Source organism: Pseudomonas sp. NBRC 111139, assembly GCF_001753955.1.
GTDB lineage: Bacteria > Pseudomonadota > Gammaproteobacteria > Pseudomonadales > Pseudomonadaceae > Aquipseudomonas > Aquipseudomonas alloputida.
The window spans coordinates 39448-62407 of sequence record NZ_BCBP01000019.1; the positions used below are offsets into that span (position 1 = coordinate 39448).

Below are 22960 nucleotides of genomic sequence, written 5' to 3' on the forward strand. Positions count from 1 at the left end.
CCATGAGCATACGCATTACCCACCTGAGCGTTCGCGATATCCGTTTCCCCACTTCGCTGTCGCTGGATGGCTCCGACGCCATGAACAGTGCCCCCGACTATTCGGCGGCCTACGTGGTGCTGCACACCGACGCTGCAGCCCTCGAAGGCCACGGCCTGACCTTCACCATTGGCCGTGGCAACGAGATATGCGCGGCAGCGGTGCAGTCGCTGGCCCCCTTGATCGTCGGGCTTACGCTCGAAGAAATCAGCGCCGACATGGGCGCTTTCTGGCATCGCTTTACCGTCAGCGACAGCCAGTTGCGCTGGCTGGGCCCGGAAAAGGGCGTGATCCACCTGGCCACCGCCGCCATCATCAACGCGGTGTGGGACCTGTGGGCCAAGCACGAGGGCAAGCCCGTGTGGAAACTGCTGGCCGACATGACGCCAGAGCAGCTGGTGCGCTGCCTGGACTTCAACTACGTCACCGACGTGCTCACCCCCGAAGAGGCCATCGCCCTGCTGCGCCGCCAGGCGCCGGGCAAAGCCCAGCGCGAAGCACACATGCTGCGTGAAGGCTACCCCGGGTACACCACTGCCCCGGGCTGGCTGGGCTACAGCGAAGAGAAAATGCGCAAACTGGCCCGCGAGGCCGTGGCAGACGGCTGGACCCACATCAAACAGAAGATCGGGGCCGACCTGGAAGAAGACATCCGCCGCGCCAGCATCCTGCGCGACGAAATAGGCTGGGAACGCACCCTGATGATGGATGCCAACCAAGTGTGGGGCGTCGAAGAGTCGGTGGCCAACATGCGCCGCCTGGCCGCCTTCGAACCGCTTTGGATCGAAGAACCGACCAGCCCCGATGACATTCTCGGCCACGCCACCATTCGCCAGCGCATTGCGCCAATCGGTGTCGCCACCGGTGAGCACTGCCACAACCGGGTGATGTTCAAGCAGATGTTCCAGGCCGGTGCACTGGACTTCTGCCAGCTGGACGCAGCCCGCCTGGGCGGCCTTAACGAGGTCCTGATCGTGCTGCTGATGGCCGCCAAGTACGACGTGCCGGTCTGCCCGCACGGCGGTGGCGTCGGGCTGTGCGAGTATGTGCAGAACATCGCGCTTTTCGACTACATCGCGGTGTCTGCCTCGCTGCACAACCGGGTGCTGGAGTATGTCGACCACCTGCACGAGCACTTCATCGACCCGGTGGTGATCCATCGCGGGCGCTACATGCCGCCACAACGCCCTGGCTACAGCATCGAGATGCACGCTGAGACCCTGGAACGTTATCAGTACCCCAACGGCGCAGTGTGGCTCGACATCAACCGTTCCTGACCCACAGACCTGAGTGTGCCGCTGCTGCGCGGCACACCACCAGCACTTTTCACGGGGAAAAAAACAATGACAACCCTCACCCGCGCAGCGGCTTGCGCCCCTGCCACCACCCATGAGCAGCGCTTGAACGGCCTGCTGCTACGCAAATTGATGCCACTGCTCATCGTCGTCTACGTGATGAGCTTTCTTGACCGCACCAACATCGCCCTGGCGAAAGCCAGCATGGGCATCGACCTGGGCCTTTCGGCAGCCGCCTATGGCCTGGGCGCGGGCTTGTTCTTCCTTACCTATGCCTTGGCCGAAGTGCCCAGCAACCTGATCATGCACCGGGTGGGCGCGCGCTTCTGGATCACCCGTATCATGATTACCTGGGGTTTGCTCTCGGCAGGCATGGCCTTCGTTCAGGGTGAAACCTCGTTCTACATCATGCGCCTGCTGCTGGGGGTCGCCGAAGCTGGCCTGTTCCCCGGGGTAATGCTGTACCTGACCTACTGGTTCGACCGCGAACAACGCGCCCGTGCCACGGGGTACTTCCTGCTGGGTGTGTGCCTGGCCAACATCCTTAGCGGCCCGCTGGGCGGTGCCCTGCTGGAGCTGGACGGTGTACTGGGCTGGCATGGCTGGCAATGGCTGTTCGTGCTCGAAGGCCTGCCTGCCGTAGCCCTGGCCTATGTGGTGTGGAAGAAGCTGCCGGACGGTCCAGCCTCGGCACCTTGGCTGACGGCTGCCGACGCCCAGGACATCGAGCGCCGCCTGGCCGCAGAGCAGGCGGCCGCACCGCAGCAGAGCAAGCTGGGGCAGATGTTCCGCGACCGGCAGATCTGGCTGGCGATCGTGGTCTACTTCGTGCACCAGATCACCATCTACACGGTGATTTTCTTCCTGCCGGGCATTATCGGCACCTACGCTGCGCTTTCGCCCTTCCAGGTCGGCCTGCTTACAGCGGTGCCGTGGATTGCAGCAGCCATTGGCGCAGCGACCTTCCCACGCCTGGCCACCTCGCCACGCCGCTGCCGCACGCTGCTGTTCTTTGGCCTGCTGACCATGGCGGCCGGATTGCTGCTGGCATCGCTGGCCAACTCGTTCATCGGCCTGCTCGGGTTTTCCCTGACCGCGCTGATGCTGTTCGTGGTGCAGTCGATCATCTTCGTCTTTCCCTCCAGCCGACTGAGCGGCAGTGCGTTGGCGGCGGGCCTGGCCTTCGTCACCACTTGCGGTCTGTTTGGCGGCTTCGTCGGGCCGTCGGTGATGGGCCTGATCGAGCAGACCACCGGCAGCACCCGCAACGGGTTGTGGATCATTGCAGCGTTGCTGGTATGTGCGGCGCTGGTCAGTACCCGTTTGCGTCAAGGGCAAGAGCAACCCTGAGGCGTACTCAATTTACGCCCCCTGCCGGTGGCTCTTTGTGCTGCGAGTGAGCCTTGAGATCTTCAGGCCGTCATTTCACTTGTCGGCCCTCTCGCAGCACTTGGCAGCACCTGCAAGCGTCTTGATTTCAACTTGTGATGCGGGTGTTTCGCCCGCAGCGCACCTCAAGCGCCTGCGCCAGTCGCCTTACCGCCAGTTGCAGTTCATCCGGGCGTCCACCCAGCCAGATCAGAGCAAGGTATTGAGGGTAATGCCCCGGCAGGCCGAACTGCTCGCCCGGCAGTGCGTGCAGTGCAGAACCTGCCAACGCTGCGGCAATACCGTCCCACGCCAGCGGCTGGCAAAAGCTCACCCACAGCATCTGCCCACCTTGCGGCATGTCGAAGACCACCCGTTGGCCGAATTGCGATTGCAGTACATGCGCCAGGTATTGCGTACGCCTTTGCAAGTCTGTGCGTTGCTGTACCAGCTGCGTTTCGATTTCCCCCTTGCCGAGCATGTGAGCAAGCGCCTGCAAACGTAGCGGCGCAAGCCGAAACGCCCGTTCAGCGAATGCCTTGGCCAACACGGTGTCACAGCTCAGTAAATAGGCATACGGCGCCTCTGCCCCCACTGCGGCCTCGAACGTGCCCATCACCAGAAGCCAGCGCGGGTCGATCCAGTCACGCAGGCGTGTGCTCGGCGGCCCGTCGAAACAGAGCTCGCTGTCCAGGTCGTTTTCCAGCAGCCATACAGGGTGCTGGCCAAGCAAAAGACCGAGCTGCTGCTGGTAATACGGGGAAACCAGCCGCCCTTGTGGCATGCCCAGGCAAGACGGCATGACCAGCAGGCTTACCGGCTCGCTACCCAGCAGCCTGGCCAACGCGTGCAGCTCGGGGTTGCCACGGGCATCCAGTGGTGCCTCCAGCACGCGCATGCCGGCACGCGCCAGGGCGCGCAACACTTGCCAGCAACAGGGCGAATGCACCAATGCGGTACCACCTTGAAGGGCCAGCGCCGCAAGCAGCGTCTCCAGCAACGCGAGCACATCGGGGGCCAGATGGACGTCATCGGCATGCCAGTACTGGTTGGAGCAGCGGGTGTATCGCTCAGCCACGGCACTGCGCAAACGGGCGCTACCCAGCGCTTCCCAGGACGCAACGCTGCGATCACGCTGACGGGCCAAACGCCGTTCGTGACCAAGCAGCATGCGCTCCAACAGTGGCTGCGTCGGCAAGGGAGGCTGCCGGGCCACGGCCACAGCCTGATCTTTGCCACCGTTCTGTACGTAATAGCCCGACCTCGGCAGGCAGTGTACACGGCCCTCCTCTTCCAGCAGGCTGTAGGCACTTTGTACCGTGGCCAACGACACCCGCAGCCGCCGGGACAGCTCACGCAATGACGGCAACCGGCATGTGCCAACGCCTGCAGCTTGTTCGATCAACGCTTCCAGGTAGCGATACACCTTGCGATACGCGAACTCGCCTGGGGCCGCTCGCCCCATCAAGGCAGCCCCGCAACACCACGCCGCCGCCCCAACGTCAGCTGCGGCAGCAGCCTCAGGTGTACATCGCGGCGGGCCAGGTTGTTAAGCAGGCGCCATCCCGCCAGCGGCAACTGCCCATCATAAATTTGCCGCAGTTGCCCCAACGGCAAGCCACTGGTATTCACCAGCCAGGCTTTGACTGCATCGGGACAGGGTTTGCCTTGCAAGGCCCTGTGCAGGTACGGCAACGCCACCACCATGTCGGCGTGCCGACACTGCAAGAACCGCTCGAGGTTTTTCCCCTGCCTGGCAAACGGGCTGAACAGCAGGCACACCAGTTGGGCCTGATTGATGCCGTAGGCTTTGCCCAATAGCAACGACGCGGCGTCACGCTGCTTGCTGCCGCCCGCCTGCCCTGCCAGCCTCAGCGCTGGGCGCCCGGCCAGCGGCTCCAGACTGCGGGCGCGCAGTTCATGCAGCTGGGCCGTGGCTAGCGAGTCAACGAATTCGGACAGCGGCAAAGCATCCGCAGCCGTCTCGAAGTGACAACCCAGCATCGCGTCAAGCTGCGGCTCTTCAAGCAAGTGCGGCAACAGGTCATCAATAGCAATCAGCCGCACCGGCGCGCGCTCCGGTACGGCGCCTGGAACCGGCTCGTGCTGACCACCCGGTGCGCCCCCAACAGCACCGTGCAATCGGCTCAGCCCTTGGGCCAGCGCCGCCAGGCACTGGTGCACTGCATGCGAGCCACGCACGCCGGCCAGGCGCAGGCTACGCCGGGCCCAGGCCAGGTATCGGCGCCGCTGCAGCCCGGGCATGGCGGTGACCAACGCATCGGGAGGCACCGCTGCCTGCAGCGCCTGAACCACGGCCCCCGCCAGCTCCAGGTGCAGGCGGCAGCCCAGCAGGGCTTCCGGCCTGGCATCGATCATGTGGCCGAACATCAACATCGCGTCCCTCGCCAGCAGCCAGCGCTCAGGCATTACCGAGTGCCGACGACTGAACGGCACCACTGCGCACCCCTCGATCATCTGCAATTGCACCCGCGGGTCATCCTGCATGAACAACGCGCTAAAACTGCGCTCGTGAGCTTCCAGCGTGGCGCTATCGGCAACCGGCAGGCTGACCACCAATACCCGCAGCTGGAAGGTTACCGGCGAACGCAGGGCAATGCTCAGTTGCGCGGCACGCAACATGGCCAGCAGCCGGCTGCTATGGCGGTCGCTCCCTTGCAATACCTGCAAGCTGAAAGTACCGATGTACTCCGGCCCGCCTGCAGCGACCAACAGGCGTTGTATCAGCAACTGCAAGGAAGCGCGCTGGGCCTGGGACATGTGGTTCAACAAGCGCTCGAGTACTTGCTGGTAGATATAATGCATCGCCTGGTCGTGAATAGCAGTCACGCAATCACCTCATCAACTTCATGCAGCCAGCGCATGCGGTACCCAACACTTGAACGTGAACATGCGCCGAACTTACCTAGAAGAAATTTCTTACAACAAAATGAAAGTAATGACGTAACCCTTCACTGTCGCCAAGCCATCGAGAAGAAACCACCCCTGCGATGGCCTGTCGCTGCCACATGCTGCTCTATATCAGGCATAGCCATGCTCATCCCACGTTCCTTGCACAAACTATCATTGGGCCATTATCGAGAGGGAGGCAGCATGAATTGAAGATACAGTTCAGGGTAAAAAAACCATTCAGCATCCGTGTCAGCTCACAGTGACTCGCAAGGCAAAAGCGTTCAAGGCTGATTATTTGCCGGGATATTTCTGACAGCCCGAAAGCTACGGACTTATATGTAGTCCACATCTGGGGTTATTGTAGGAACAGTCCTACTTTAAGTGTTGAAACACTTTACTCCGCGCATAAAAAACCCGGGACATTGCCCGGGTTTTCTGCTTGCGCCATCCACCGTCAGTGTTGCGACATGTCCAGCACGACGCGCCCGCCGCACGGGCATTGGTCCATGTAGCGATGCGCCTCGACCACCTGCTCGAACGGGTACACCTTGATGATCTGCGGTGTCAGCAGCTGATCGGCGGTGAACTGGTTGATATCGCGCAAGGCACGCTGCAGTGCCACCTGGTCCTGGCTGATGCCAAGCTCTGGCTTGCCGGTGAAATTACCGATGCAGTGCACATAGAACTGAATGTTCTTCTGGAATGCCGCGCAGGCCGGGAACGGCGTCTGGTTGCCGCCTTGCAGACCGTACAGCACCAGGCTGCCACGCGGCGCCAGCACATCACCCAACAGCGACATCTGCGGGCCGCCCATGCCGTCGAGCACCATGTCCACACCACGGCCATCGGTGTACTTGCCAATCTGCAGCAGCAGGTCCTGCTCTTCGGTGACGATCACTTTGTCTGCGCCCAAACCCAGCAGGTAGTCACGCTGCGCCGCTTCCTTGGTGGCGGCGAACACTTTCAGCCCCAGGGCCCTGCCCAGCTGCACGAAGGCAGGCCCGGCGCAATGGCTGGCATCGGTGACCAGTGCTGTCTGCCCGGCCTTGGCCCGTGCCAGGTCGACGTAGGCGAAGTAGGCGATCAGCAGCGGGGTGTAGTGCACGCTGGCCTCGATCGGGGTGAGCACATTCGGGTAGCGCGTGATGGCTGTACGGGGCAGTACGATGACATCGCCGTACACCGGGTGATCGTTGGCACTGGTGGCCGGGAAGCTGGCGACCCGATCACCGACGGCAATGTCATCGACCCCTTCCCCGACCGCAGTCACCACCCCGGCCATTTCGTGACCGATCCCCGCTGGCAGACGCGCCTGGGACGGTGCCAGATTCTGGCGCCAAAGCACGTCATACCAGCTGACGCCAACCGCTTCGACGCGGATCTGCACCTCGTCGGCAGCGGGTGACGGTTCGGCCTGCTCTTCGCAACGGAGCACGTCGGCAGCGCCGAACTTGTGGAAACGGATCATGCGGGACATCGCATACCTCGCCTTTGTGAACCTCTAATTACCACTGACTCTATCCGGGCTTTGCCCGTTAGACCATCAGTGGGCATTAATAGTCGACATGCTTGTCATCGATTGGGCACCTGACTTTCCCTGCGATTGGTCCCCCTAAACCCGTGCAGGGTAACAGCCTTTGGCCTTAAGATTCACCTCTGCCCCACATTAGGCGAAGCGCACCGATGAATCGAAACGACCTGCGTCGTGTAGACCTCAACCTGCTGATCGTGTTCGAAACGCTGATGCACGAGCGCAGCGTGACCCGTGCCGCAGAAAAACTGTTTCTCGGCCAACCGGCCATCAGCGCGGCGCTGTCGCGCCTGCGCAATCTGTTCGATGACCCGTTGTTCGTGCGCACAGGGCGCAGCATGGAGCCGTCGGCACGGGCCCACGAGATCTTCGCCCTGCTGTCACCGGCACTGGATTCGATTTCCACTGCAGTCAGCCGCGCCGCCGAATTCGACCCGGCCACCAGCAATGCGGTGTTCCGCATCGGCCTGTCGGACGACGCCGAGTTCGCCTTGCTGCCGCAACTGCTCAAGCGCATTCGCGCCGAAGCGCCCGGTATCGTGCTGGTGGTGCGACGGGTCAACTACTTGCTGATGCCAACCCTGCTGGCCTCGGGCGAGATTTCGGTGGGGGTCAGCTACACCAGCGAACTGCCGGCCAACGCCAAGCGCAAGGTGCTGCGCCGCAGCATGCCGAAACTGCTGCGCGCCGACAGCGTACCCGGCAGCATCACCCTGGATGACTTCTGCGCCCGCCCCCATGCGCTGGTGTCGTTTGCCGGGGACTTGTCCGGGTTCATCGACGAAGCCCTGGAAGAAATCGGCCGCAAGCGCCACGTGGTGCTGGCGGTACCGCAGTTCAACGGGCTGGGGAGCTTGCTGGCAGGCACCGATATCGTGGCTACGGTACCGGACTACACGGCGGATGCACTGACGGCCGCCGGCGGCCTGCGGGCTGAGGATCTGCCGATACCCGTGCGCAGTTTCGAACTGCACATGGCCTGGCGCGGGGCACAGGACAATGACCCGGCGGAGCGGTGGCTGCGGTCGCGGATACAGATGTTCTTTGGGGATCCCGATAGCTTGTGACTGACTTCCATCAAGATCCGCAAACACCAATAAAATCAGTATCTTAACCTGATCCTGCGTCTAAGGCCGTCCGTCGTATTCCGCTCATTTCCAATGCGCTTGCGGGTATATTTTTGGGTACTTTTTACATTTCGAAAAAAAGTACCCGCACATGACGACTTCCCTCCCCACGCCTGCATTGCGGCGTAAACTCAGCGATGCCTTCTTGCGTGCCATTGCTGAACCCGGCAAGTACGCCGACGGCGAGGTACCCGGTCTTTACCTGCATGTTCAGGCCTCGCAGAAGTCGAACAAGCCTGCCGCAAAATACTGGCGGATGAGGTATCGCCTGAACGGCAAGGAGAACGTGTACGCGATCGGCCGTTATCCCGACATTGGCTTGAAAGACGCCCGCGACTTGGCCCGAGCCGCGCGCCAGAACGTAGCTCATCACGTCGCCCCGCTGAAGGCCAAACGCAAGAAAATCGCCGATCAGCTACTCAATGAGGAACGCACATTCAGTTACGTCGCTGAACAGTGGCTGGCCTTCAAGTCGCACGACCTCGTGAGCAAATCCCTCGCGGGCTTTCGCGGCGCTTTGAACAATCACATCCTGCCCACGATCGGCAACATTCCCGTCAGCGAGATCAAACTGGACCACATCATCGAGATCATCGCTACCCTGCGCCGAGCACGCACACTGGCCATGGCCAAGCGCGTGCGTACCATCATCCGTGCCGTGCTCGGTTTCGCTGAGGGCCGTGGCTGGGTGGAGCGTAACGTGGCGCTGAGCAACACCGAAGAGCTCAAGGTTCGCCATGTGGTGACCAGTAATCCAGCGATCGAACGACCAGCCGATTTGGGCCACCTTCTGCTTCGTCTGGATGAGCTCAGCCCGAGCAGCGTGAGCACTGCGATGCGCTTGCTGGTCATGCTGCCGGTTCGCCCCGGCGAGTTGGTGAAAATGCGTTGGGAAGACATCGATCTGGTCAGCGCCGACTGGCGCTATGTCGTAGGGAAAACACGCCATCTGGATAAGAGCAAACACATCGTGCCACTGCCGGAGCAAGCCCTTGTGCTGTTGCGTGAACTACATGAACGGCGGGTGGTGGATGAAGCGGGCAATGGCTGGGTCTTTGTATCGCCGGTCTACCCAGGCTATCCAGTTGACGCCACATCTCTGGCCAAGGCCTACCAGCGGATCTGGCCGGAATACCGCATCACTGCGCACGGTTTCCGCGCCACCTACCGCACTATCGCTCACGAACATTTAGGTATCGATCCGATTGTACTGGAGTTGTCGTTATCACACCGCATGCCAGGTGCACTGGGTGCCGTGTATGCCCGCGCGCAGTTGCTGCCGCAGCGTCGGGAGGCCGCACAGCAATGGACGGATTACTTAGATCGGTTACGCAAGAATGCCGCACTGGCTGAGTAAGTTCAGGTTCGTATGCGGGAGTTGAATCACCGTTGAAAACGATGATACGAAGCGGGAAACGAGACTCGCATCGGGCCTGCGAGCTGTTGAAAGCAAAGGGTTTTTACGTCATTCCTGGAAGCGGAATAGCCTTGATTCTGGACTCATCTTTCGACGCTAGCAAGTGAATCGCCCTGCTAGCCTTACTGGGTCAGTCGTGCTTCTCACCCAAAGGGTCGATCTGGCACACTTGCCGGTAAAAAGCGTAGCTACATCGCTAGGAAAATAATGAAACTTCATCAACTTCGCGCGCTGGTCTCCATCCACGAAACCGGCAGCCTGCAAGACGCATCGGCGGTCCTGCACCTCACTCAGTCGGCACTAAGCCGGGCGATCAAGGAACTGGAGAGTGAACTGGGCATCACATTGCTGGTGCGCTCGAACAAGGGTATGAAGCTGACCGAATATGGCCAGCGCATGCTCGGGCATGCCCGCCAAGCACTGGAGAGCGTGCGCCGTGCGCGCCAGGAAATCGAAGACATGAAAGGCCAGGTGGTCAGCGAGATTACCGTGGGCGTTACTCCGGTGACAGCGCTGCTGGCCCCCCTCAAGCAAGTGCTATTGGCATTCCAGCAGAAACATCCCGAGGTCATGTTGCGGATACTGGAAATGCGCCCGACGCAACTGCTGCAACACCTGCGCGACGGCTTGCTGGACTTTGCCTTGACCTCACAACTGCCGGCCAGCACCGTTGGCCTGGACTGGCAGCCGCTGTGCAGGCTCGCGGGCGTGGTGGTGGTACGCAAGGACCACCCGCTGCGCCATGTCAAATCCCTGCGCCAGTTGCAGCAAGCCACCTGGATCAGCGTTGACCCGTTGAGCGATGCGCAGTCACAGTTCAACCAGTTGTTCCAGGGTAGCGCCCTGGCCCGCCCCCGTCAGGTAATTGAATGCACGGCCATGAACCTCGCCGTCAAGATGCTGATCGACAGCGATGCGGTGATGCCCATCAGCGAGCCGGCGCTGGGGCATGACCTGGTTGGCTTAAGCGATATGTCCAAGCACTTTCACACGGTTCAGGTACAAGAGCCGATACCGGACTACTTCATCAACCTGGTGTGCATCAACCGCAGCTACCTGACCACTACCGCCAGCCTGTTACACGGCCTGCTGCGCCAGTCGCTGGAGACCGCCACACAGCAGCCCTAGGCACCCGGATTTACCAATACTCAAGACCTTGAGGAACGCGCCGGCAAAGCTCTGCGTCATCCGGATTACACGCCTTTTCTGGCCCGTATTAACTGCACAAGCTACCAATCGAAACACTTTCTGCCCACGCGTGGTGCACATGATGTCGAATCTGCCCAGCAGGCTGCCCACGCAGCGCTGCAGGACACCTGCGCCTGTACCGTTTGTGAGGGCCTTGCAGAAATGCCAAGTGCAGATATTCCGGCAAGCCTCAAAACTGGCGGCACAACAAGCAGATGGGTTCAGGAAAGCAGAATGAAAACCACAACCGCTAGTGCGACCTCCGCGACAGCCGACCAGTCACGTGCACAGCCAACCTCGCCTGACATGCGCCGGGTGGTCATTGCCTCATCCCTGGGCAATGCCCTGGAAATTTACGATTTCACGGTCTACAGCTTTTTCGCCGCCATCATCGGCAAACTGTTCTTCCCCAGCGATTCAGCCTTCGCCGGCCTGTTGCTGTCGTTGGCAACCTTTGCCGTGGGCTTTCTGATGCGCCCACTGGGCGGTGTGTTGATTGGCCGGGTCGCTGACCGTCACGGGCGCAAGGCCGCCTTGTCGTTGACCATTGGCCTGATGACCGTCGGCACCGCAATCATCGCCTTTTGCCCAACCTATGCCAGCATCGGCATCAGTGCCACCGTGCTGTTGGTGTTCGGGCGCCTGCTGCAAGGCCTTTCGGCCGGTGGCGAAGTGGGCACTGCCTCGGCGTTTCTGATGGAGTCCGGCACCACCGCAAACCGCTGCTTCATGGTCAGTTGGCAGGGTGCCAGCCAGGGCGCCGCGGCGTTGCTGGGTGCCCTCAGTGGGCTGCTGCTGAGCCACCTGCTCAGCCCTGAAGCCCTCGAAGTCTGGGGCTGGAGGGTGCCTTTCGTGATTGGCCTGCTGATCGGCCCGGTAGGCTGGTACATTCGCCGCCACCTGGATGAAACCCACGCCCCAGGCGATGCAGCCACTCCCCTGAGCCAGCTGCTGAACACCCAACGGCGCACCCTGCTGCTGGGCATCGCGACGATGGCCAGCTCTACGGTCAGCATGTACCTGGTGGTGTTCTACATGCCGACCTACCTGATTCGTACCCTGCAGTATCCAGCCAGCACCGCCTTCGCCCTGGTCGGCTTGGCCAGCGCCCTGCTGGCGATCATGCCGCCGATCGCTGCGCGCGTGGCTGACCGCATGCCCCGCCGCAAGCCAATGCTGTATTGGACCATGGGCATGCCGCTGATTATGGTCTACCCCTCCTTCCTGCTGTTGGGCAGTGGCAATTCGCTGCTGATGATGCTGGCCATCGTGCTGTTGATTATGCCGCTGGCCGTCGGCATCGGACCGTTCATGTCCCTGCTGATGGAAGCCTTCCCACGTGAGCAACGTGTGACCGGCATGTCGATCATCTACAGCTTCGGCGTCACCCTGTTCGGTGGTTTTTCGCCGCTGCTGGTGACCTGGCTGATCGGCCTGACCGGCAACCCGCTGACGCCGGCGGCCTACCTGATTGGCGCCGTAGCGCTGAGCCTGGCCGCGCTGCGGCTGTTCCCTGAACACCCAGGCCGCGCCTGAACCTCACTCATTCGCCAATAAGGACTCAGCCATGAGCATTTTCAAGATCATCAATGAACTGCAAGACAGCGCAGCCCATTTCGCCCTGATCCGCCAGGACATTCACCGCGCGCCCGAGCTGGGCGGCGACACCCCGCGCACTTCAGCGCTGGTTGCCGAGATGCTCGGCGGCTGGGGCTACGAGGTTCACACCGGTATCGGCGGCCACGGCGTGGTGGGCGTGCTGAGGCGCGGCGACGGCGAGCGTAGCCTGGGTATCCGCGCCGACATGGACGCCCTGCCAATTCTGGAAAAAAACGGCCTGCCGTGGGCCAGCCAGCACCCAGGGCGCATGCACGCCTGCGGTCATGATGGCCACACTGCTACCTTGCTGGCCGCCGCCGAACAACTGGCGCGTTCGGCGAGCTTCGATGGCACATTGAACCTGATTTTCCAGCCCGATGAGGAAGGCTTGGCCGGGGCCAAGCTGATGATCGAGGATGACCTGTTCAAGCGCTTTCCTTGCGACGCGGTGTACGCCTACCACAACATGCCTGGCCTTGAAGTTGGCCAAGCCGTGGTGCAAAGCGGCGGCTTCATGGCCTCTTCGGAGCGTGTGACCATCACCCTTAACGGGCGCGGCGGGCATGGCGCAATGCCCGAGCGGGCAATCGACCCGGTTCCCGCGCTGGGCGCAATCATCGGCGCCTTGCAGACCGTGGTCTCACGCAACCTTGCCGCGGACGATGCGGCCGTGATCACGGTCGGTACCGTGCACGCCGGTAGCGCCTACAACATCATCCCGCAAACGGCTTGCCTGCAAGTAAGCGTGCGTACCGCCACGCCAAAAATCCGCGCGTTGGTGGAGCGGCGCATCCGCGAAATCGTCGCCGGCCAAGCCGCCAGTTACGGGGTCAGCGCTGAGATCGACTACCAGTTGCTGGCCCCGGTGCTGGTCAACAGCGAAGCCGAGACCGAACGCTTGCGCACCGTGGTCGAGGCGGTATTGGGCGCTGAGAACGTGCTCAAGCAAATGCCGGTGCGGTTGATGGGCAGCGAAGACTTCGCCTGGATGCTCAACGCAAGGCCGGGTTGTTATTTCGTCCTCGGCAATGGCAATGGCGAGTTCACCGGCTGTTCGGTGCACAACGATCATTACGACTTCAATGACCGCGTCATTCCACTGGGGGCCACCTGCTGGGTGGCGTTAGTCCAGGGTTACCTGCACAGCTGAAAGGCGTGGGCGCTCTTCGCCGATGCGCAGAGCGCCCTTGGGTCGCAAACATCATTCGCGGCGACCGAGCGTGATTGCACCTTCACAACAATAAAAAGATCCATAAGGAAGCACGTTATGCATACCGTTCGTTCGACCCAAGTCGTCGTAGGGCTTTCGGCCGTGTTCATTTTGACGCCGATGATCGCCGAGGCCAAAGAGGCTGGCTTTATAGAGGACAGTTCGCTGACCCTCAATACCCGCCAATGGTACTCCCACGAGATCGCCAGCAAAGACACTTACTATTACGCCCAGACATCCGAAGGACGCCGCCCGGTGCGTGACCGCACGGCATGGCTGGAAGGGTTCAAGCTCGATTATGTTTCCGGGTTTACTCAAGGCATGGTCGGCTTTGGCCTGGATCTGTCGCTGTACTCGGCCATGGCGCTCGAGCGCGGCAAACTGGCAACCGCAGGCGGCAGCAATCGGCTGTTGGTGGACAAGGACGGTAACGTGGTCGATGACTGGAGCAAACTGGGCATTGCACTGCTGAAGTTCAACGTCTCGGACACCGTCCTGAAAGTTAGCAGGCATCAGGTCAAGACACCCGTCATGGCGTATGCCGACACTCGAACACTGCCGTCGTCCTACGATGGGGTATCACTTGAAAGCCACGAAATAGAGGGGCTGACGGTCAAGTCCGGTTACTTCGACAAAGCCACGCCACGAACCGGTGCCGGCAGCCAGGACTTGAGCCCAAGTTTCGGCTCGCGCCGAGTCAGCGGCGACTGGGTCGCTTACGCGGGTGCCGATTACCTGGCCAAGAGCGGTTGGCGCGCCCCCACGGGCTATTATCCCTGATAGAGTTAAATTCCAACTTTTGTCTCACCAAGACTTTCGTGCGATGGCAAATAAATTGACAGCCTTGTAGGTTGTGTATATGCTTGGGAAAAGAGGAGTGCGTGGCAATGGATAAAGCAAAGGATTATGAAGGCGCAGTCATTCAGATCAATAAATCAATTCGTGAATTAGAAAAGATAATTCTATCCGACCGAATCGAAGGGGTTAAAGTTTTAGAGTTTTTCCTTTCTTTCAATCCTGCAATATTTAATCAAGACGATTTGAGCATTAAAATGGATGCATGGCGACTTCTTGATGGGCATTGCAAAGCTCATGCACGCCTGATTGTTGAACAAAGCATATCCTTTGATATACCCATCTGGAAAACCTATCGGGAGAAAATCCAAAAGGTGATTGACCTTAGAAGAGAAGTTTTCTCGGTCTAAGCAAAATTATTGGATTAGGAGGGAGAAGGATTCGCCAAGATGCTCCCCTTACGGGATTGTTTAACCAAAGGCAAAAGCATCATCCTCTCCAGTGTAGAACATCCCTCGGGCCATTTCTGGTGGGATTTCTATTTGCTGTTCAGTTCGTAGCAGGGACTGCTGAAAATCAGCCAGTAGTTTAGGCGTAACCAAAACCTTACCTATTATTATATTCGACCTGCTATGATTATCCCAATGCCATTCTACCAATTTATTCAGCGAAAACTCATGCTTTTTGAAACTGAGAGTAGATTCTTCGTTTTCACCACCGAACTACATACGCTGAAGAGTATTTAGGTTTTTACTAAACTGACGACCATGAACAAATTTATCAAATACTACGGCAAGGGTAGGAAGATCATCAACCTGATAGTAAAAGAGGCATGCACTTACACGATCTAATTTGAGATCACCAAGATAGTGCTGATTGGTTATACCACTATAAGAGAGACTTTTACGCTCCCATTCACCAGCGTAACACTCCCAAAAACTATCATTTTCAATACGATAAATATCAAAGCCCTGCTTTATAGTCAGCCTGGTCTGTATTTCGCTTTTTAGTCCCTTGTTAAGGGTGAGATTGTAGATTTTAAATGTCATGTAATGCCTAATATTTTTGTTTTTATATCGTAAAGATTAAAGTTAAAAAATCAAGAGCAAGACAATGATTTAATGGTCTTTCGGTGCTGGAAATTGCAAGAGCAAAACCATGTCTAAAAGGCAGATTCAAATAATACTTACACCCCCCTCACCGCAGTACCCCCTTAGATAACAGGACGAAGTAGTTCACCCCACTTGCAACCCCCCAAGTTTGCTGCCTTTGTAACTTCTTACGCTTGCAATAAGTCGTTCTGCCTACTCCTAACTTTTCCCATGGCTTAGTTCGGGCATCACTATTCTTCTGTTCACTCGTTCCACGCTGCCTGCGCTCCCATATTTTCCTTTCTTTTCCTCGGCGTGCTCTTTCCACTGGATCAATGATAGTAATCATGTGTTGTTGTTCCTCCGGCGTGATATTGAAAGCACGTATCAGCGTTGAATTACGGGGAGTGTAGAGTGGCTTATAGCTTTCCCCTTTAAACTCGACCTTCTCACCTCTGCAATGCTGACAGACCTTCTCAAACACGGTTCCAAGCGCCGCTTCTTCCCAATCACCATTGGGGAAGAACCTCTCTGCTACGGCTTTGGCCTCAACCCAAAAGTTCATACTGTTGACCTGGAAGCTCATACCCATGAAATTGAGTGACCAGAACAGGAACAGCATGCGCTGTCCTTCCTGAACGCCACCACGGAGGCTCGCCAAGGTGCGAAGGTCTGTAACCGATCCATGAACCCCACCTACCGCAAGGTGGAAGCCAAGGTTACCGTGGCATCTCTGGCGAACAGTTCCATGGCAGCAGCGCTTCGTAGTCTGCTACTGACGACGCATGCGGCAGTCGCTCAAGTACGTGGCGCAGCCACGTATAGGACTCTTGGCCGTTGATCTTGGCGGTTTCGACCAAGCTGTAGATCTGCGCGCTGGCCGTGGCTCCCTTGGGCGTGTCACTGAACAGCCAAGCCTTGCGCCCGATCACAAACGGCTTTATGGCCCGCTCTGCCAGGTTGTTGTCGATCGGCAGGTGGCCCGCCTCGACGTAGCGTTCCAGGCGGTTCCAATTGTTTGCCAGATAATGCAACGCCTTGCCCAGTACGCTTTGCGGTGTCACTTGCGAGTGCGTCTTGTCGAGCCAACTTTTCAACTGCTCAAGGATCGGCAGGCGTCGTTCCTGACGACCGATAAATCGATGTTCATCGCTGGCATCCTTGAGGTCGCGTTCGATGCCATACAGTTTGTTGATCATCGTCAGCTCAACATCGGCGCGACCGGTCTTGCCCTTGGGCTGCACCTTCTGCGCTTCGACGAATTTACGCCGGGCATGCGCCATGCACGCCAGTCGTTCAACACCCGGCTGTAGCGCCAACGCGTTGTAGCCAGCGTAATCATCGGTCATCACGTAGCCGCGATAGCCCTCCAGCAGGCGCAGCGGCACCTCCTGCGCGCGGCTGGTGGTGTAATCGAACAGCACGACTTGTCGATCAGGCGGGCCACTGGCCTGCACCCACATCCAGGATTGACTGGTCGGATCACGATCCGGCTCTTTGAGCACCTGCACTCTGGTTTCGTCGCAATGGATCACCGGGCTTTCCAGCAAGCGGTCACGCATCAGGTTCAGCAATGGCTGAACGTGTTCGCTGCACTGGATGACCCAGCGGGCCAGGGTTTGCCGGGGAATCTCGATACCATGTCGGCTCAGCACCGTCTCGAAGCGGTGCAACGGTAGGCCATCGACGTACTTGGTGGTCAGCAACATGGCCAGCACGCTGGGACTGGCCATGCTCTTTTCGATCAATTGCGCCGGCTTGCCAGCGGTGACCGGCGCAGTTTCGCAACCACGGCAGCCATAGACTTTGCGTACGTGTTTGAGCACACGGATCTGCATCGGCACGATGTCGAGCTGTTCGCTGGTTTGCTCGCCAATCACGTGTTTGCGGCAACCACAGGCGCAAGTCAGTTCGTGATCGGGCAAGTCATGAATGACTTCAATACGTGGTAGGTCAGCCGACAGGGGTTTGCGTTTGCCACGCGGCTCGGTCGGGGCAACAACGTCTTCGTCGGCATCATCAGCGGCAGGTACCCACTGGCTTTCAGGTTCGTTAAACAACGCCAGTTGGGGTGTGTTGGACTCGACGGTTTGCTCGGACTTGCGATTGAACAGTCGGTCGCGCAGCAGCTTGACCTGTTATTTAAGATCGACGATCTGGCCTTTATCGACCGTGCGCTCGGCCAACAACTGCGCAAGCAGTTGTTTGAGCGCGGCAGGGTCGTCAGGAAGGTCATCGGGCACTGAAATCATGGCCCGGATTATACCGGCTCAAGCGACGAAACGGGGTGTCAAAACCTGATGCGGACGGTTGCGCCAGAGATCGAAACCGTCAAGTAGCCAATTCAGTTCCTGGACGGTCAGAATGATAGCTTCGTCGGTGGCGTCGGGGGAGGTTTTGAAACGCTCGGCTTCGAGGCGCTTGAGCCAAAGGCAGAAGCCGTTGCGCTCCCAGTACAACACCTTAATGCGGTTGCGGGCTTTATTGAGGAAGACGAAAAGTACCGGGTCGAACACGGCGACTTTGATATCCAGTTCGACCAGGGCAGTGAGCCCGTCGATGGACTTTCGAAAGTCCACGGACTTGGGATAGAGGTAGACTTTTTCGACTTTGCTGTCGGGACGCATCATGGTGGGCTGGCTCCAGAAAGAAATCGGGAGCGCAGCATCGTGAATCAGGTGGACGCTTGGAATGTGGGGATGATGGATCCCTTACATTTGTCCAGCGCCTCGGACTTGTCCGAGGCTTTGGTTTTTAGCCGGATTTGTCCGGCTGGCCCTGACTTGTTAGGGCCAGCATTTGGCGCTGGATTTGTCCAGCGCCGTCACGCATAGCGTGATGGTTGAAAATGCTCATATAGCCCCTATGCAACCCCACAGAGATATGGCATAAGACGGAAATAGGAAGTCATGGGTGGTGCGGTGCGCATGAAAAAGCTCGAAAAAAGCACTCTGTGCTATTTAGCTGGATGCCTGACAGTTGGAGTGCTGTTCTCATTTGGAGTGACACAGCTTTTATGGTTGGCTAGTGCAGATAACAGGATAGAGTCCCACGCTAAGGTTATTCTCAATCATGCCGAAATGGTCGCAGGAAACCTTACAGCTGCACTTGATGAGCTAAACAATACCTCTGACGAGTCTTGCGGGCTAACTGACCTAGACACGTTAAAACGAGTTTTATATGAATATCGCTTTGTAAAAGATGCAGGGCGAATAAAAAACAACACTATTACTTGCTCCGCTATGTGGGGCGTAATCCCTGCTTTCAGGTTGGCTGGTGAGGGTAGACTTACGAAAAACAATGTTAGGCTGTGGAGTGCAGCTTCAAGCTATTTTCCCGGCGCAATAAAAATTGATGTTTCAGCAAAAGAAAACTCATTTGTGGTTACGTCACCCACCGCATTTGCACCTTTTGAATCACCGCCAGCAGAATTAAATGCATTTATTGTCTCTCGTGACGGCAAAACCATCATGCGCACGTTCGGCGATTTTCAGCAAGGAAATATCCTAAGCAGCGCATCTGCAAGAGTGTGCTCTGAAAAATACGACATTTGTGTTAGCTCGAACATTCAAGCAAATGTTTTCAAGGCCAGCAAACCTACTCTTTTCCTGTTTGTCGCATTAACTGGCTGTTCTTTGGGCTTGTTGGCTTTCTATGCTGCCCACCAATATCGTAGAGTTAGAAACTCACTTTCACATCGTTTAAAATACGCTATTAGAAATGGGCTAATATCAACTGCATATCAGCCAATTGTTCATGGCAAGACCGGCAAGGTTTCCGGGTTCGAAGTTTTGGCGCGCTGGCACGATAAGAAATTCGGATCAGTCCCTCCAAATGTCTTCATCCAAAAAGCGGAAGCTCTTGGTTTGCAAGAGAAGCTGAGCAAGCTGATTGTTAATAGGGCTTTGGAAGAGTGTTCGAGAGGCCTGGCTTGCCATCCGGGAGTATATTTGAGTTTTAACATTGAAACCAAGGACCTGCTGGATGGCGGTCTAATTCGACACATATCAGATACAGCAAGAAGTCACGGCGTATCAGCTAGTCAGATTGCAATTGAAATTCTTGAAGGGGCAACGGCTGAAATTAGCCAGGTCGAACAAAAAATTGAGTCCATTCGAGCTTCTGGTTATAAAGTATTAATTGACGATTTTGGCTCAGGATATTCAAGCCTATCCTATCTGGCCGGGCTCAATGTTGATATTATAAAAATTGACAAGTCGTTCTCAAAAGCTGCTGGAACAGACTCTCCGGCAGCAGTAGTGCTGCAAAAGATTCATGAAATAGCAAAAGCTTTAAACGCAAAAATAATTTTTGAGGGCGTGGAGACGGAAGCTCAGAAAAAAGCAATTCTTGATTTCTGTCCTGATGCACTTGTTCAAGGATGGCTATTCAGCAAGGCATTGCCAATTAGCGAACTTACTGAAAAAGTCAGATCGCAAAGAGCTAGGGGTGAAGCGATGAATTTTGCAGATGAATAAATTTTATATTAGCCCTAAAAGGTGCCCAATCTTTGATTGGGTGCGTTTTAGGGCTGGTAGCGATTTAGAGATGGGGCTTCTTTTCGGCAGTGTATCCATTCGGGGTGACACTGATGCGGTCAATGTGCTCATCAGCCAAGTGAACATCCATGATGAAATGTTTTTCTTAGTAGGCGTTATAGTAATTCTTACGTTTTGACCGATTAGGAAATTATTTACTCGCATTCGCCCAGGCTCGTTCAAAAGGAGCTTGTAAATTTCCATAACGTTAAGCATGGATTTACTGGCCAGATGCAGCGAACTAATTCTTAGGCTAATCTCATTATGCTTTGCTTTAAGCTGGTCCAAGTCGTGAGCTACTTCCTCAATTTTGCTTAGAATGTATTTTTTGGCCGTTTCCGAGGCATTAGTAAGAATGTCGAAATTGCTTGCTAACGATTTTTCCTGTTGAAGAATTTTTCCAGCTAGCTCTTGCTTTTCATTTTCCAGCGACTTAATATCCTTAGACTTTGGTATTATTCTGTGAAATGGGATAAGAGATTGGTAGGCAAGGAATATTTCCTCTATTCGTGCATATCTATATCTGACGCCTTTTCATGGTGATGCATACGTGCAGCGCCCAGCCAATGAGGCCGAGCACACCAAGTCAACATACTCTCTTTTTGCGTGGTAACGGAAGCCCGAGCCACAGGCACAAAAAACAATCCCTCGTAAGATGCTTTTGAATTCTGCGAACTTCCGCCCTGCAAGTTTTGGGTCTTGTCGCTCACTCAATTTTGCGCCGACTCTATAAAACTCTGACTCTATAAAACTCTGACTCTGAAATTACTGCCGGATAATAGCCTTTAATCTCTTTTTTGACCTGAATCGGCTTACCTGATTCGTCCCACTCCATAGCGATAAAAGACCCGTAAATGGCGGGCTGTCGAAGAACCTTCCCAACAATGCTTTCAGTATATTTCTTGGGGAAGTTCATCTTGTTTAATTCTTGGGCAGTTGCTCTTGCACCCATTTCAAAACAGAGTTCTGCGGCACGTTTCACGGCTTCTGCATGTTCGTTAAGGATGAATCCCTCATCAACATAGCTGATCCAGAAAGGGGTCGCACTGCAACTGAACATGCGTCCGCGTAAGCGCTTCGACTTCAAATGCCCAATCGAAGTTATGGGCGAGGTGATGCAGAAGGCCATGGTTATGCGGCATGATGCTCCAGCTTCAATTCAATGACCGTGTTGCACTCAGCTTCTGCAACCGCCATTTGATCAATTGGATGCCAGCAGCCACGGCTGCGTGTGGCTGCTGGCATTTGTTGCTCTAGCCTTTCGGAGCAGTGGTTTTTCCGTCTACCAGGCGCCAGATATTCAAAGGGTTGTTTTGCTTCAATGCCTCAGGGAGGAGGACATTTGGCAAATTTTGATAGCAAACAGGACGAAGGAAGCGGTCGATTGCAGTCGAACCAACCGACGTTGTGCGGCTGTCAGAGGTAGCAGGGAAAGCACCGCCGTGTACCATGGAGTCACATACCTCCACGCCAGTTGGGAAGCCGTTGACCAATACGCGGCCAGCCTTCTTCTCCATGGCTTGCACCAAACCTTGAGCAATCGCCAAGTCCTCATCTTCAAGATGAAGTGTCGCCGTCAGCTGACCCTCGATGGATTTGGCGAACGCGAGCATTTCGTTGACGTTCTGGCAACGGATGACGATAGCTGCCGGGCCAAACACCTCCTCCAAGAGCTGTGCATTGGCTGCCACGCTTTCGAAGGTCGTTTGATAGAGATGCCCCTGTGCCTGTGTGGCTCCAAGATCAGGCTGGCCTGAAGCAACGGCCTGAACGCAGGACTGACTGGTGATGCGATCAATCCCTTGCGAATAGGCAGAATGAATGCCAGGAGTCAGCATGGTTTGCGCAGCCTTGTCGCCCAGATGAGCTCCGGCCTTGTCCAGGAAGGCTTCCAGGTCAGGGCCATCGACTGCAAGCACGATGCCTGGGTTGGTGCAGAACTGGCCTGCGCCCATTACCAGAGCGTCGATGAAGCCGGTGGCGATGGACTCTGCCCGAGCAGACAGTGCACCTGGCAGGAGGAATACCGGGTTGATGCTGCTCATTTCGGCGTAGACGGGGATGGGTTCAGGCCGCGCAGCCGCTGCCCGCATCAATGCCAGGCCACCGCTACGTGATCCGGTGAAACCTACGGCTTTGATAGCCGGGTGCGATACCAACTGCTGTCCTACATCGTTGCCATCACCGACAATCAGCGAGAACGTTCCCTCAGGCAATTCAAGGCGCTTCGAAGCTTCCTGGATCACTCGCCCTACGAGCTCGGAGGTTCCCAGGTGAGCGCGGTGTGCTTTCACGACAACAGGGCAACCTGCGGCCAGTGCGGAAGCGGTATCGCCACCTGCGACAGAGAAAGCGAGCGGGAAATTACTTGCACCGAAGACGGTGACAGGCCCCAGCGCAATTTTGCACATGCGCAGGTCGGGGCGTGGAAGCGGCTGACGATCTGGCAGAGCCGAGTCGAGTGTCGCATCCTGCCAACGGCCTTGGCGAAGAACAGATGCGAAAAGCCGCAGCTGACCGACGGTGCGTCCCCGCTCGCCTTCAAGTCGAGCCATGGGCAGCCCGGTTTCGAGGTGAGCACGCTCAGTCAATGTAGAGCCCAGGCCTACGATCCCTTCCGCAATCTCTTCGAGAAAACGGGCACGCAATTCAGGTGCAGCGGAGCGGAACGAGTCGAACGCCTGTTCGGCCAGCTCGCAGGCCTCGTTAACCAGAGCTGCGCTTGCGCAGTTGAACACAGGGCTTGGAATAGACTGTTGGTTATTAGGATTGATCGCAAGGAGTTCACGGCCTTCGCCGCGCACCGCTCGATAACCGATTAGTTGTTCACCTGTGAGTTGCATATATCT

The 22960-nt window shown here is 57.2% G+C and carries 18 protein-coding genes and 2 pseudogenes; 11 read left to right on the forward strand and 9 right to left on the reverse strand.

What is annotated here, in order from left to right:
- Positions 1-2 precede the first annotated feature (2 nt).
- Together BJQ17_RS04610 and BJQ17_RS04615 are read left to right on the forward strand one after the other, a co-directional pair.
- A complete protein-coding gene (locus BJQ17_RS04610; RefSeq protein WP_070095580.1) occupies positions 3-1316 on the forward strand; it encodes an L-fuconate dehydratase in 1314 nt (437 codons plus the stop codon).
- 66 nt (positions 1317-1382) lie between these two features.
- Complete coding sequence (locus BJQ17_RS04615; RefSeq protein WP_070095581.1) at positions 1383-2684, forward strand: MFS transporter; 1302 nt, start codon at positions 1383-1385, stop codon at positions 2682-2684.
- Positions 2685-2811: 127 nt separating this feature from the next.
- Here the strand turns inward: BJQ17_RS04615 and BJQ17_RS04620 are convergent, their stop codons facing one another.
- From BJQ17_RS04620 to BJQ17_RS04630, 3 genes are all read right to left on the reverse strand, one after another.
- Entirely contained in the window at positions 2812-4167 is a 1356-nt protein-coding gene (locus tag BJQ17_RS04620) for a GntR family transcriptional regulator (protein WP_070095582.1), read from the reverse strand.
- On the reverse strand, positions 4167-5552 hold the full coding sequence (locus BJQ17_RS04625; RefSeq protein WP_070095583.1) for a hypothetical protein: 1386 nt from the start codon (positions 5550-5552) through the stop codon (positions 4167-4169). The genes BJQ17_RS04620 and BJQ17_RS04625 overlap by 1 nt, the downstream gene beginning before the upstream one ends.
- 517 nt (positions 5553-6069) lie before the next feature.
- Positions 6070-7092 carry a zinc-dependent alcohol dehydrogenase family protein gene (locus BJQ17_RS04630; RefSeq protein ID WP_070095584.1) on the reverse strand — a complete coding sequence of 341 codons (1023 nt, stop codon included), beginning with the start codon at positions 7090-7092 and terminating at the stop codon, positions 6070-6072.
- Between the two features lie 206 nt (positions 7093-7298).
- On the opposite strand from BJQ17_RS04630, the gene BJQ17_RS04635 reads away from it, so the two are divergent.
- The 7 genes from BJQ17_RS04635 (at position 7299) to BJQ17_RS04665 (ending at position 14892) form a co-directional block, all read left to right on the forward strand.
- Positions 7299-8213, forward strand: a complete 915-nt coding sequence (locus BJQ17_RS04635) for a LysR family transcriptional regulator (protein ID WP_003253946.1) — start codon at positions 7299-7301, stop codon at positions 8211-8213.
- A 151-nt stretch (positions 8214-8364) separates the two neighbouring features.
- On the forward strand, positions 8365-9630 hold the full coding sequence (locus tag BJQ17_RS04640; protein WP_060494678.1) for an integrase arm-type DNA-binding domain-containing protein: 1266 nt from the start codon (positions 8365-8367) through the stop codon (positions 9628-9630).
- 267 nt (positions 9631-9897) lie between these two features.
- Entirely contained in the window at positions 9898-10818 is a 921-nt protein-coding gene (locus tag BJQ17_RS04645) for a LysR family transcriptional regulator (protein WP_060494677.1), read from the forward strand.
- 294 nt (positions 10819-11112) lie between these two features.
- Positions 11113-12414 carry an MFS transporter gene (locus BJQ17_RS04650; RefSeq protein ID WP_060494676.1) on the forward strand — a complete coding sequence of 434 codons (1302 nt, stop codon included), beginning with the start codon at positions 11113-11115 and terminating at the stop codon, positions 12412-12414.
- A gap of 31 nt (positions 12415-12445) precedes the next feature.
- The gene (locus BJQ17_RS04655) at positions 12446-13627 is read left to right on the forward strand and encodes a M20 aminoacylase family protein (protein WP_060494675.1); all 1182 of its coding nucleotides are present in this window, start codon (positions 12446-12448) and stop codon (positions 13625-13627) included.
- 117 nt (positions 13628-13744) lie between these two features.
- On the forward strand, positions 13745-14467 hold the full coding sequence (locus tag BJQ17_RS04660; protein WP_083285004.1) for an OprD family outer membrane porin: 723 nt from the start codon (positions 13745-13747) through the stop codon (positions 14465-14467).
- A gap of 101 nt (positions 14468-14568) precedes the next feature.
- On the forward strand, positions 14569-14892 hold the full coding sequence (locus BJQ17_RS04665) for a hypothetical protein (protein ID WP_139139745.1): 324 nt from the start codon (positions 14569-14571) through the stop codon (positions 14890-14892).
- Positions 14893-15204: 312 nt separating this feature from the next.
- Here BJQ17_RS04665 and BJQ17_RS30850 read toward each other — a convergent pair whose 3' ends face one another.
- From BJQ17_RS30850 to tnpB, 4 genes and pseudogenes are all read right to left on the reverse strand, one after another.
- A complete protein-coding gene (locus tag BJQ17_RS30850) occupies positions 15205-15531 on the reverse strand; it encodes a hypothetical protein (RefSeq protein ID WP_139139746.1) in 327 nt (108 codons plus the stop codon).
- A 148-nt stretch (positions 15532-15679) separates the two neighbouring features.
- The gene (locus BJQ17_RS04670; RefSeq protein ID WP_063423933.1) at positions 15680-16195 is read right to left on the reverse strand and encodes a hypothetical protein; all 516 of its coding nucleotides are present in this window, start codon (positions 16193-16195) and stop codon (positions 15680-15682) included.
- A 97-nt stretch (positions 16196-16292) separates the two neighbouring features.
- Positions 16293-17825 (reverse strand): annotated as a pseudogene (locus tag BJQ17_RS04675) (IS66 family transposase).
- Between the two features lie 18 nt (positions 17826-17843).
- Positions 17844-18203 (reverse strand): IS66 family insertion sequence element accessory protein TnpB, encoded by a 360-nt coding sequence (tnpB, locus tag BJQ17_RS04680; RefSeq protein WP_028699721.1) that lies wholly within the window; start codon positions 18201-18203, stop codon positions 17844-17846.
- 297 nt (positions 18204-18500) lie between these two features.
- Here tnpB and BJQ17_RS29655 point away from each other — a divergent pair, with 297 nt between their 5' ends.
- Positions 18501-20051 (forward strand): EAL domain-containing protein, encoded by a 1551-nt coding sequence (locus BJQ17_RS29655; protein ID WP_169725123.1) that lies wholly within the window; start codon positions 18501-18503, stop codon positions 20049-20051.
- Between the two features lie 787 nt (positions 20052-20838).
- Here the strand turns inward: BJQ17_RS29655 and BJQ17_RS31990 are convergent.
- Positions 20839-21171 (reverse strand): recombinase family protein, encoded by a 333-nt coding sequence (locus BJQ17_RS31990; RefSeq protein ID WP_256559449.1) that lies wholly within the window; start codon positions 21169-21171, stop codon positions 20839-20841.
- Here BJQ17_RS31990 and BJQ17_RS30855 point away from each other — a divergent pair.
- A pseudogene (locus BJQ17_RS30855) lies at positions 21152-21277 on the forward strand (IS30 family transposase); the annotation flags it as partial. The gene BJQ17_RS31990 and the pseudogene BJQ17_RS30855 overlap by 20 nt on opposite strands.
- Before the next feature lie 87 nt (positions 21278-21364).
- On the opposite strand, the gene BJQ17_RS04695 reads toward BJQ17_RS30855, so the two are convergent.
- Positions 21365-22954 (reverse strand): aldehyde dehydrogenase (NADP(+)), encoded by a 1590-nt coding sequence (locus tag BJQ17_RS04695; RefSeq protein WP_070095585.1) that lies wholly within the window; start codon positions 22952-22954, stop codon positions 21365-21367.
- Between the last annotated feature and the right edge of the window lie 6 nt (positions 22955-22960).

Excerpts from the sequence above, each read along its gene's own strand:
- BJQ17_RS04610 (WP_070095580.1), top strand. The coding sequence starts at position 3 with ATGAGCATACGCATTACCCACCTGAGCGTTCGCGATATCCGTTTCCCC.
- BJQ17_RS04615 (WP_070095581.1), top strand. The coding sequence starts at position 1,383 with ATGACAACCCTCACCCGCGCAGCGGCTTGCGCCCCTGCCACCACCCAT.
- BJQ17_RS04620 (WP_070095582.1), bottom strand. The coding sequence starts at position 4,167 with ATGGGGCGAGCGGCCCCAGGCGAGTTCGCGTATCGCAAGGTGTATCGC.
- BJQ17_RS04630 (WP_070095584.1), bottom strand. The coding sequence starts at position 7,092 with ATGTCCCGCATGATCCGTTTCCACAAGTTCGGCGCTGCCGACGTGCTC.
- BJQ17_RS04635 (WP_003253946.1), top strand. The coding sequence starts at position 7,299 with ATGAATCGAAACGACCTGCGTCGTGTAGACCTCAACCTGCTGATCGTG.
- BJQ17_RS04640 (WP_060494678.1), top strand. The coding sequence starts at position 8,365 with ATGACGACTTCCCTCCCCACGCCTGCATTGCGGCGTAAACTCAGCGAT.
- BJQ17_RS04645 (WP_060494677.1), top strand. The coding sequence starts at position 9,898 with ATGAAACTTCATCAACTTCGCGCGCTGGTCTCCATCCACGAAACCGGC.
- BJQ17_RS04650 (WP_060494676.1), top strand. The coding sequence starts at position 11,113 with ATGAAAACCACAACCGCTAGTGCGACCTCCGCGACAGCCGACCAGTCA.
- BJQ17_RS04655 (WP_060494675.1), top strand. The coding sequence starts at position 12,446 with ATGAGCATTTTCAAGATCATCAATGAACTGCAAGACAGCGCAGCCCAT.
- BJQ17_RS04660 (WP_083285004.1), top strand. The coding sequence starts at position 13,745 with ATGCATACCGTTCGTTCGACCCAAGTCGTCGTAGGGCTTTCGGCCGTG.
- BJQ17_RS30850 (WP_139139746.1), bottom strand. The coding sequence starts at position 15,531 with ATGACATTTAAAATCTACAATCTCACCCTTAACAAGGGACTAAAAAGC.
- BJQ17_RS04670 (WP_063423933.1), bottom strand. The coding sequence starts at position 16,195 with ATGCTGTTCCTGTTCTGGTCACTCAATTTCATGGGTATGAGCTTCCAG.
- tnpB (WP_028699721.1), bottom strand. The coding sequence starts at position 18,203 with ATGATGCGTCCCGACAGCAAAGTCGAAAAAGTCTACCTCTATCCCAAG.
- BJQ17_RS29655 (WP_169725123.1), top strand. The coding sequence starts at position 18,501 with ATGAAAAAGCTCGAAAAAAGCACTCTGTGCTATTTAGCTGGATGCCTG.
- BJQ17_RS31990 (WP_256559449.1), bottom strand. The coding sequence starts at position 21,171 with ATGTTCAGTTGCAGTGCGACCCCTTTCTGGATCAGCTATGTTGATGAG.
- BJQ17_RS04695 (WP_070095585.1), bottom strand. The coding sequence starts at position 22,954 with ATGCAACTCACAGGTGAACAACTAATCGGTTATCGAGCGGTGCGCGGC.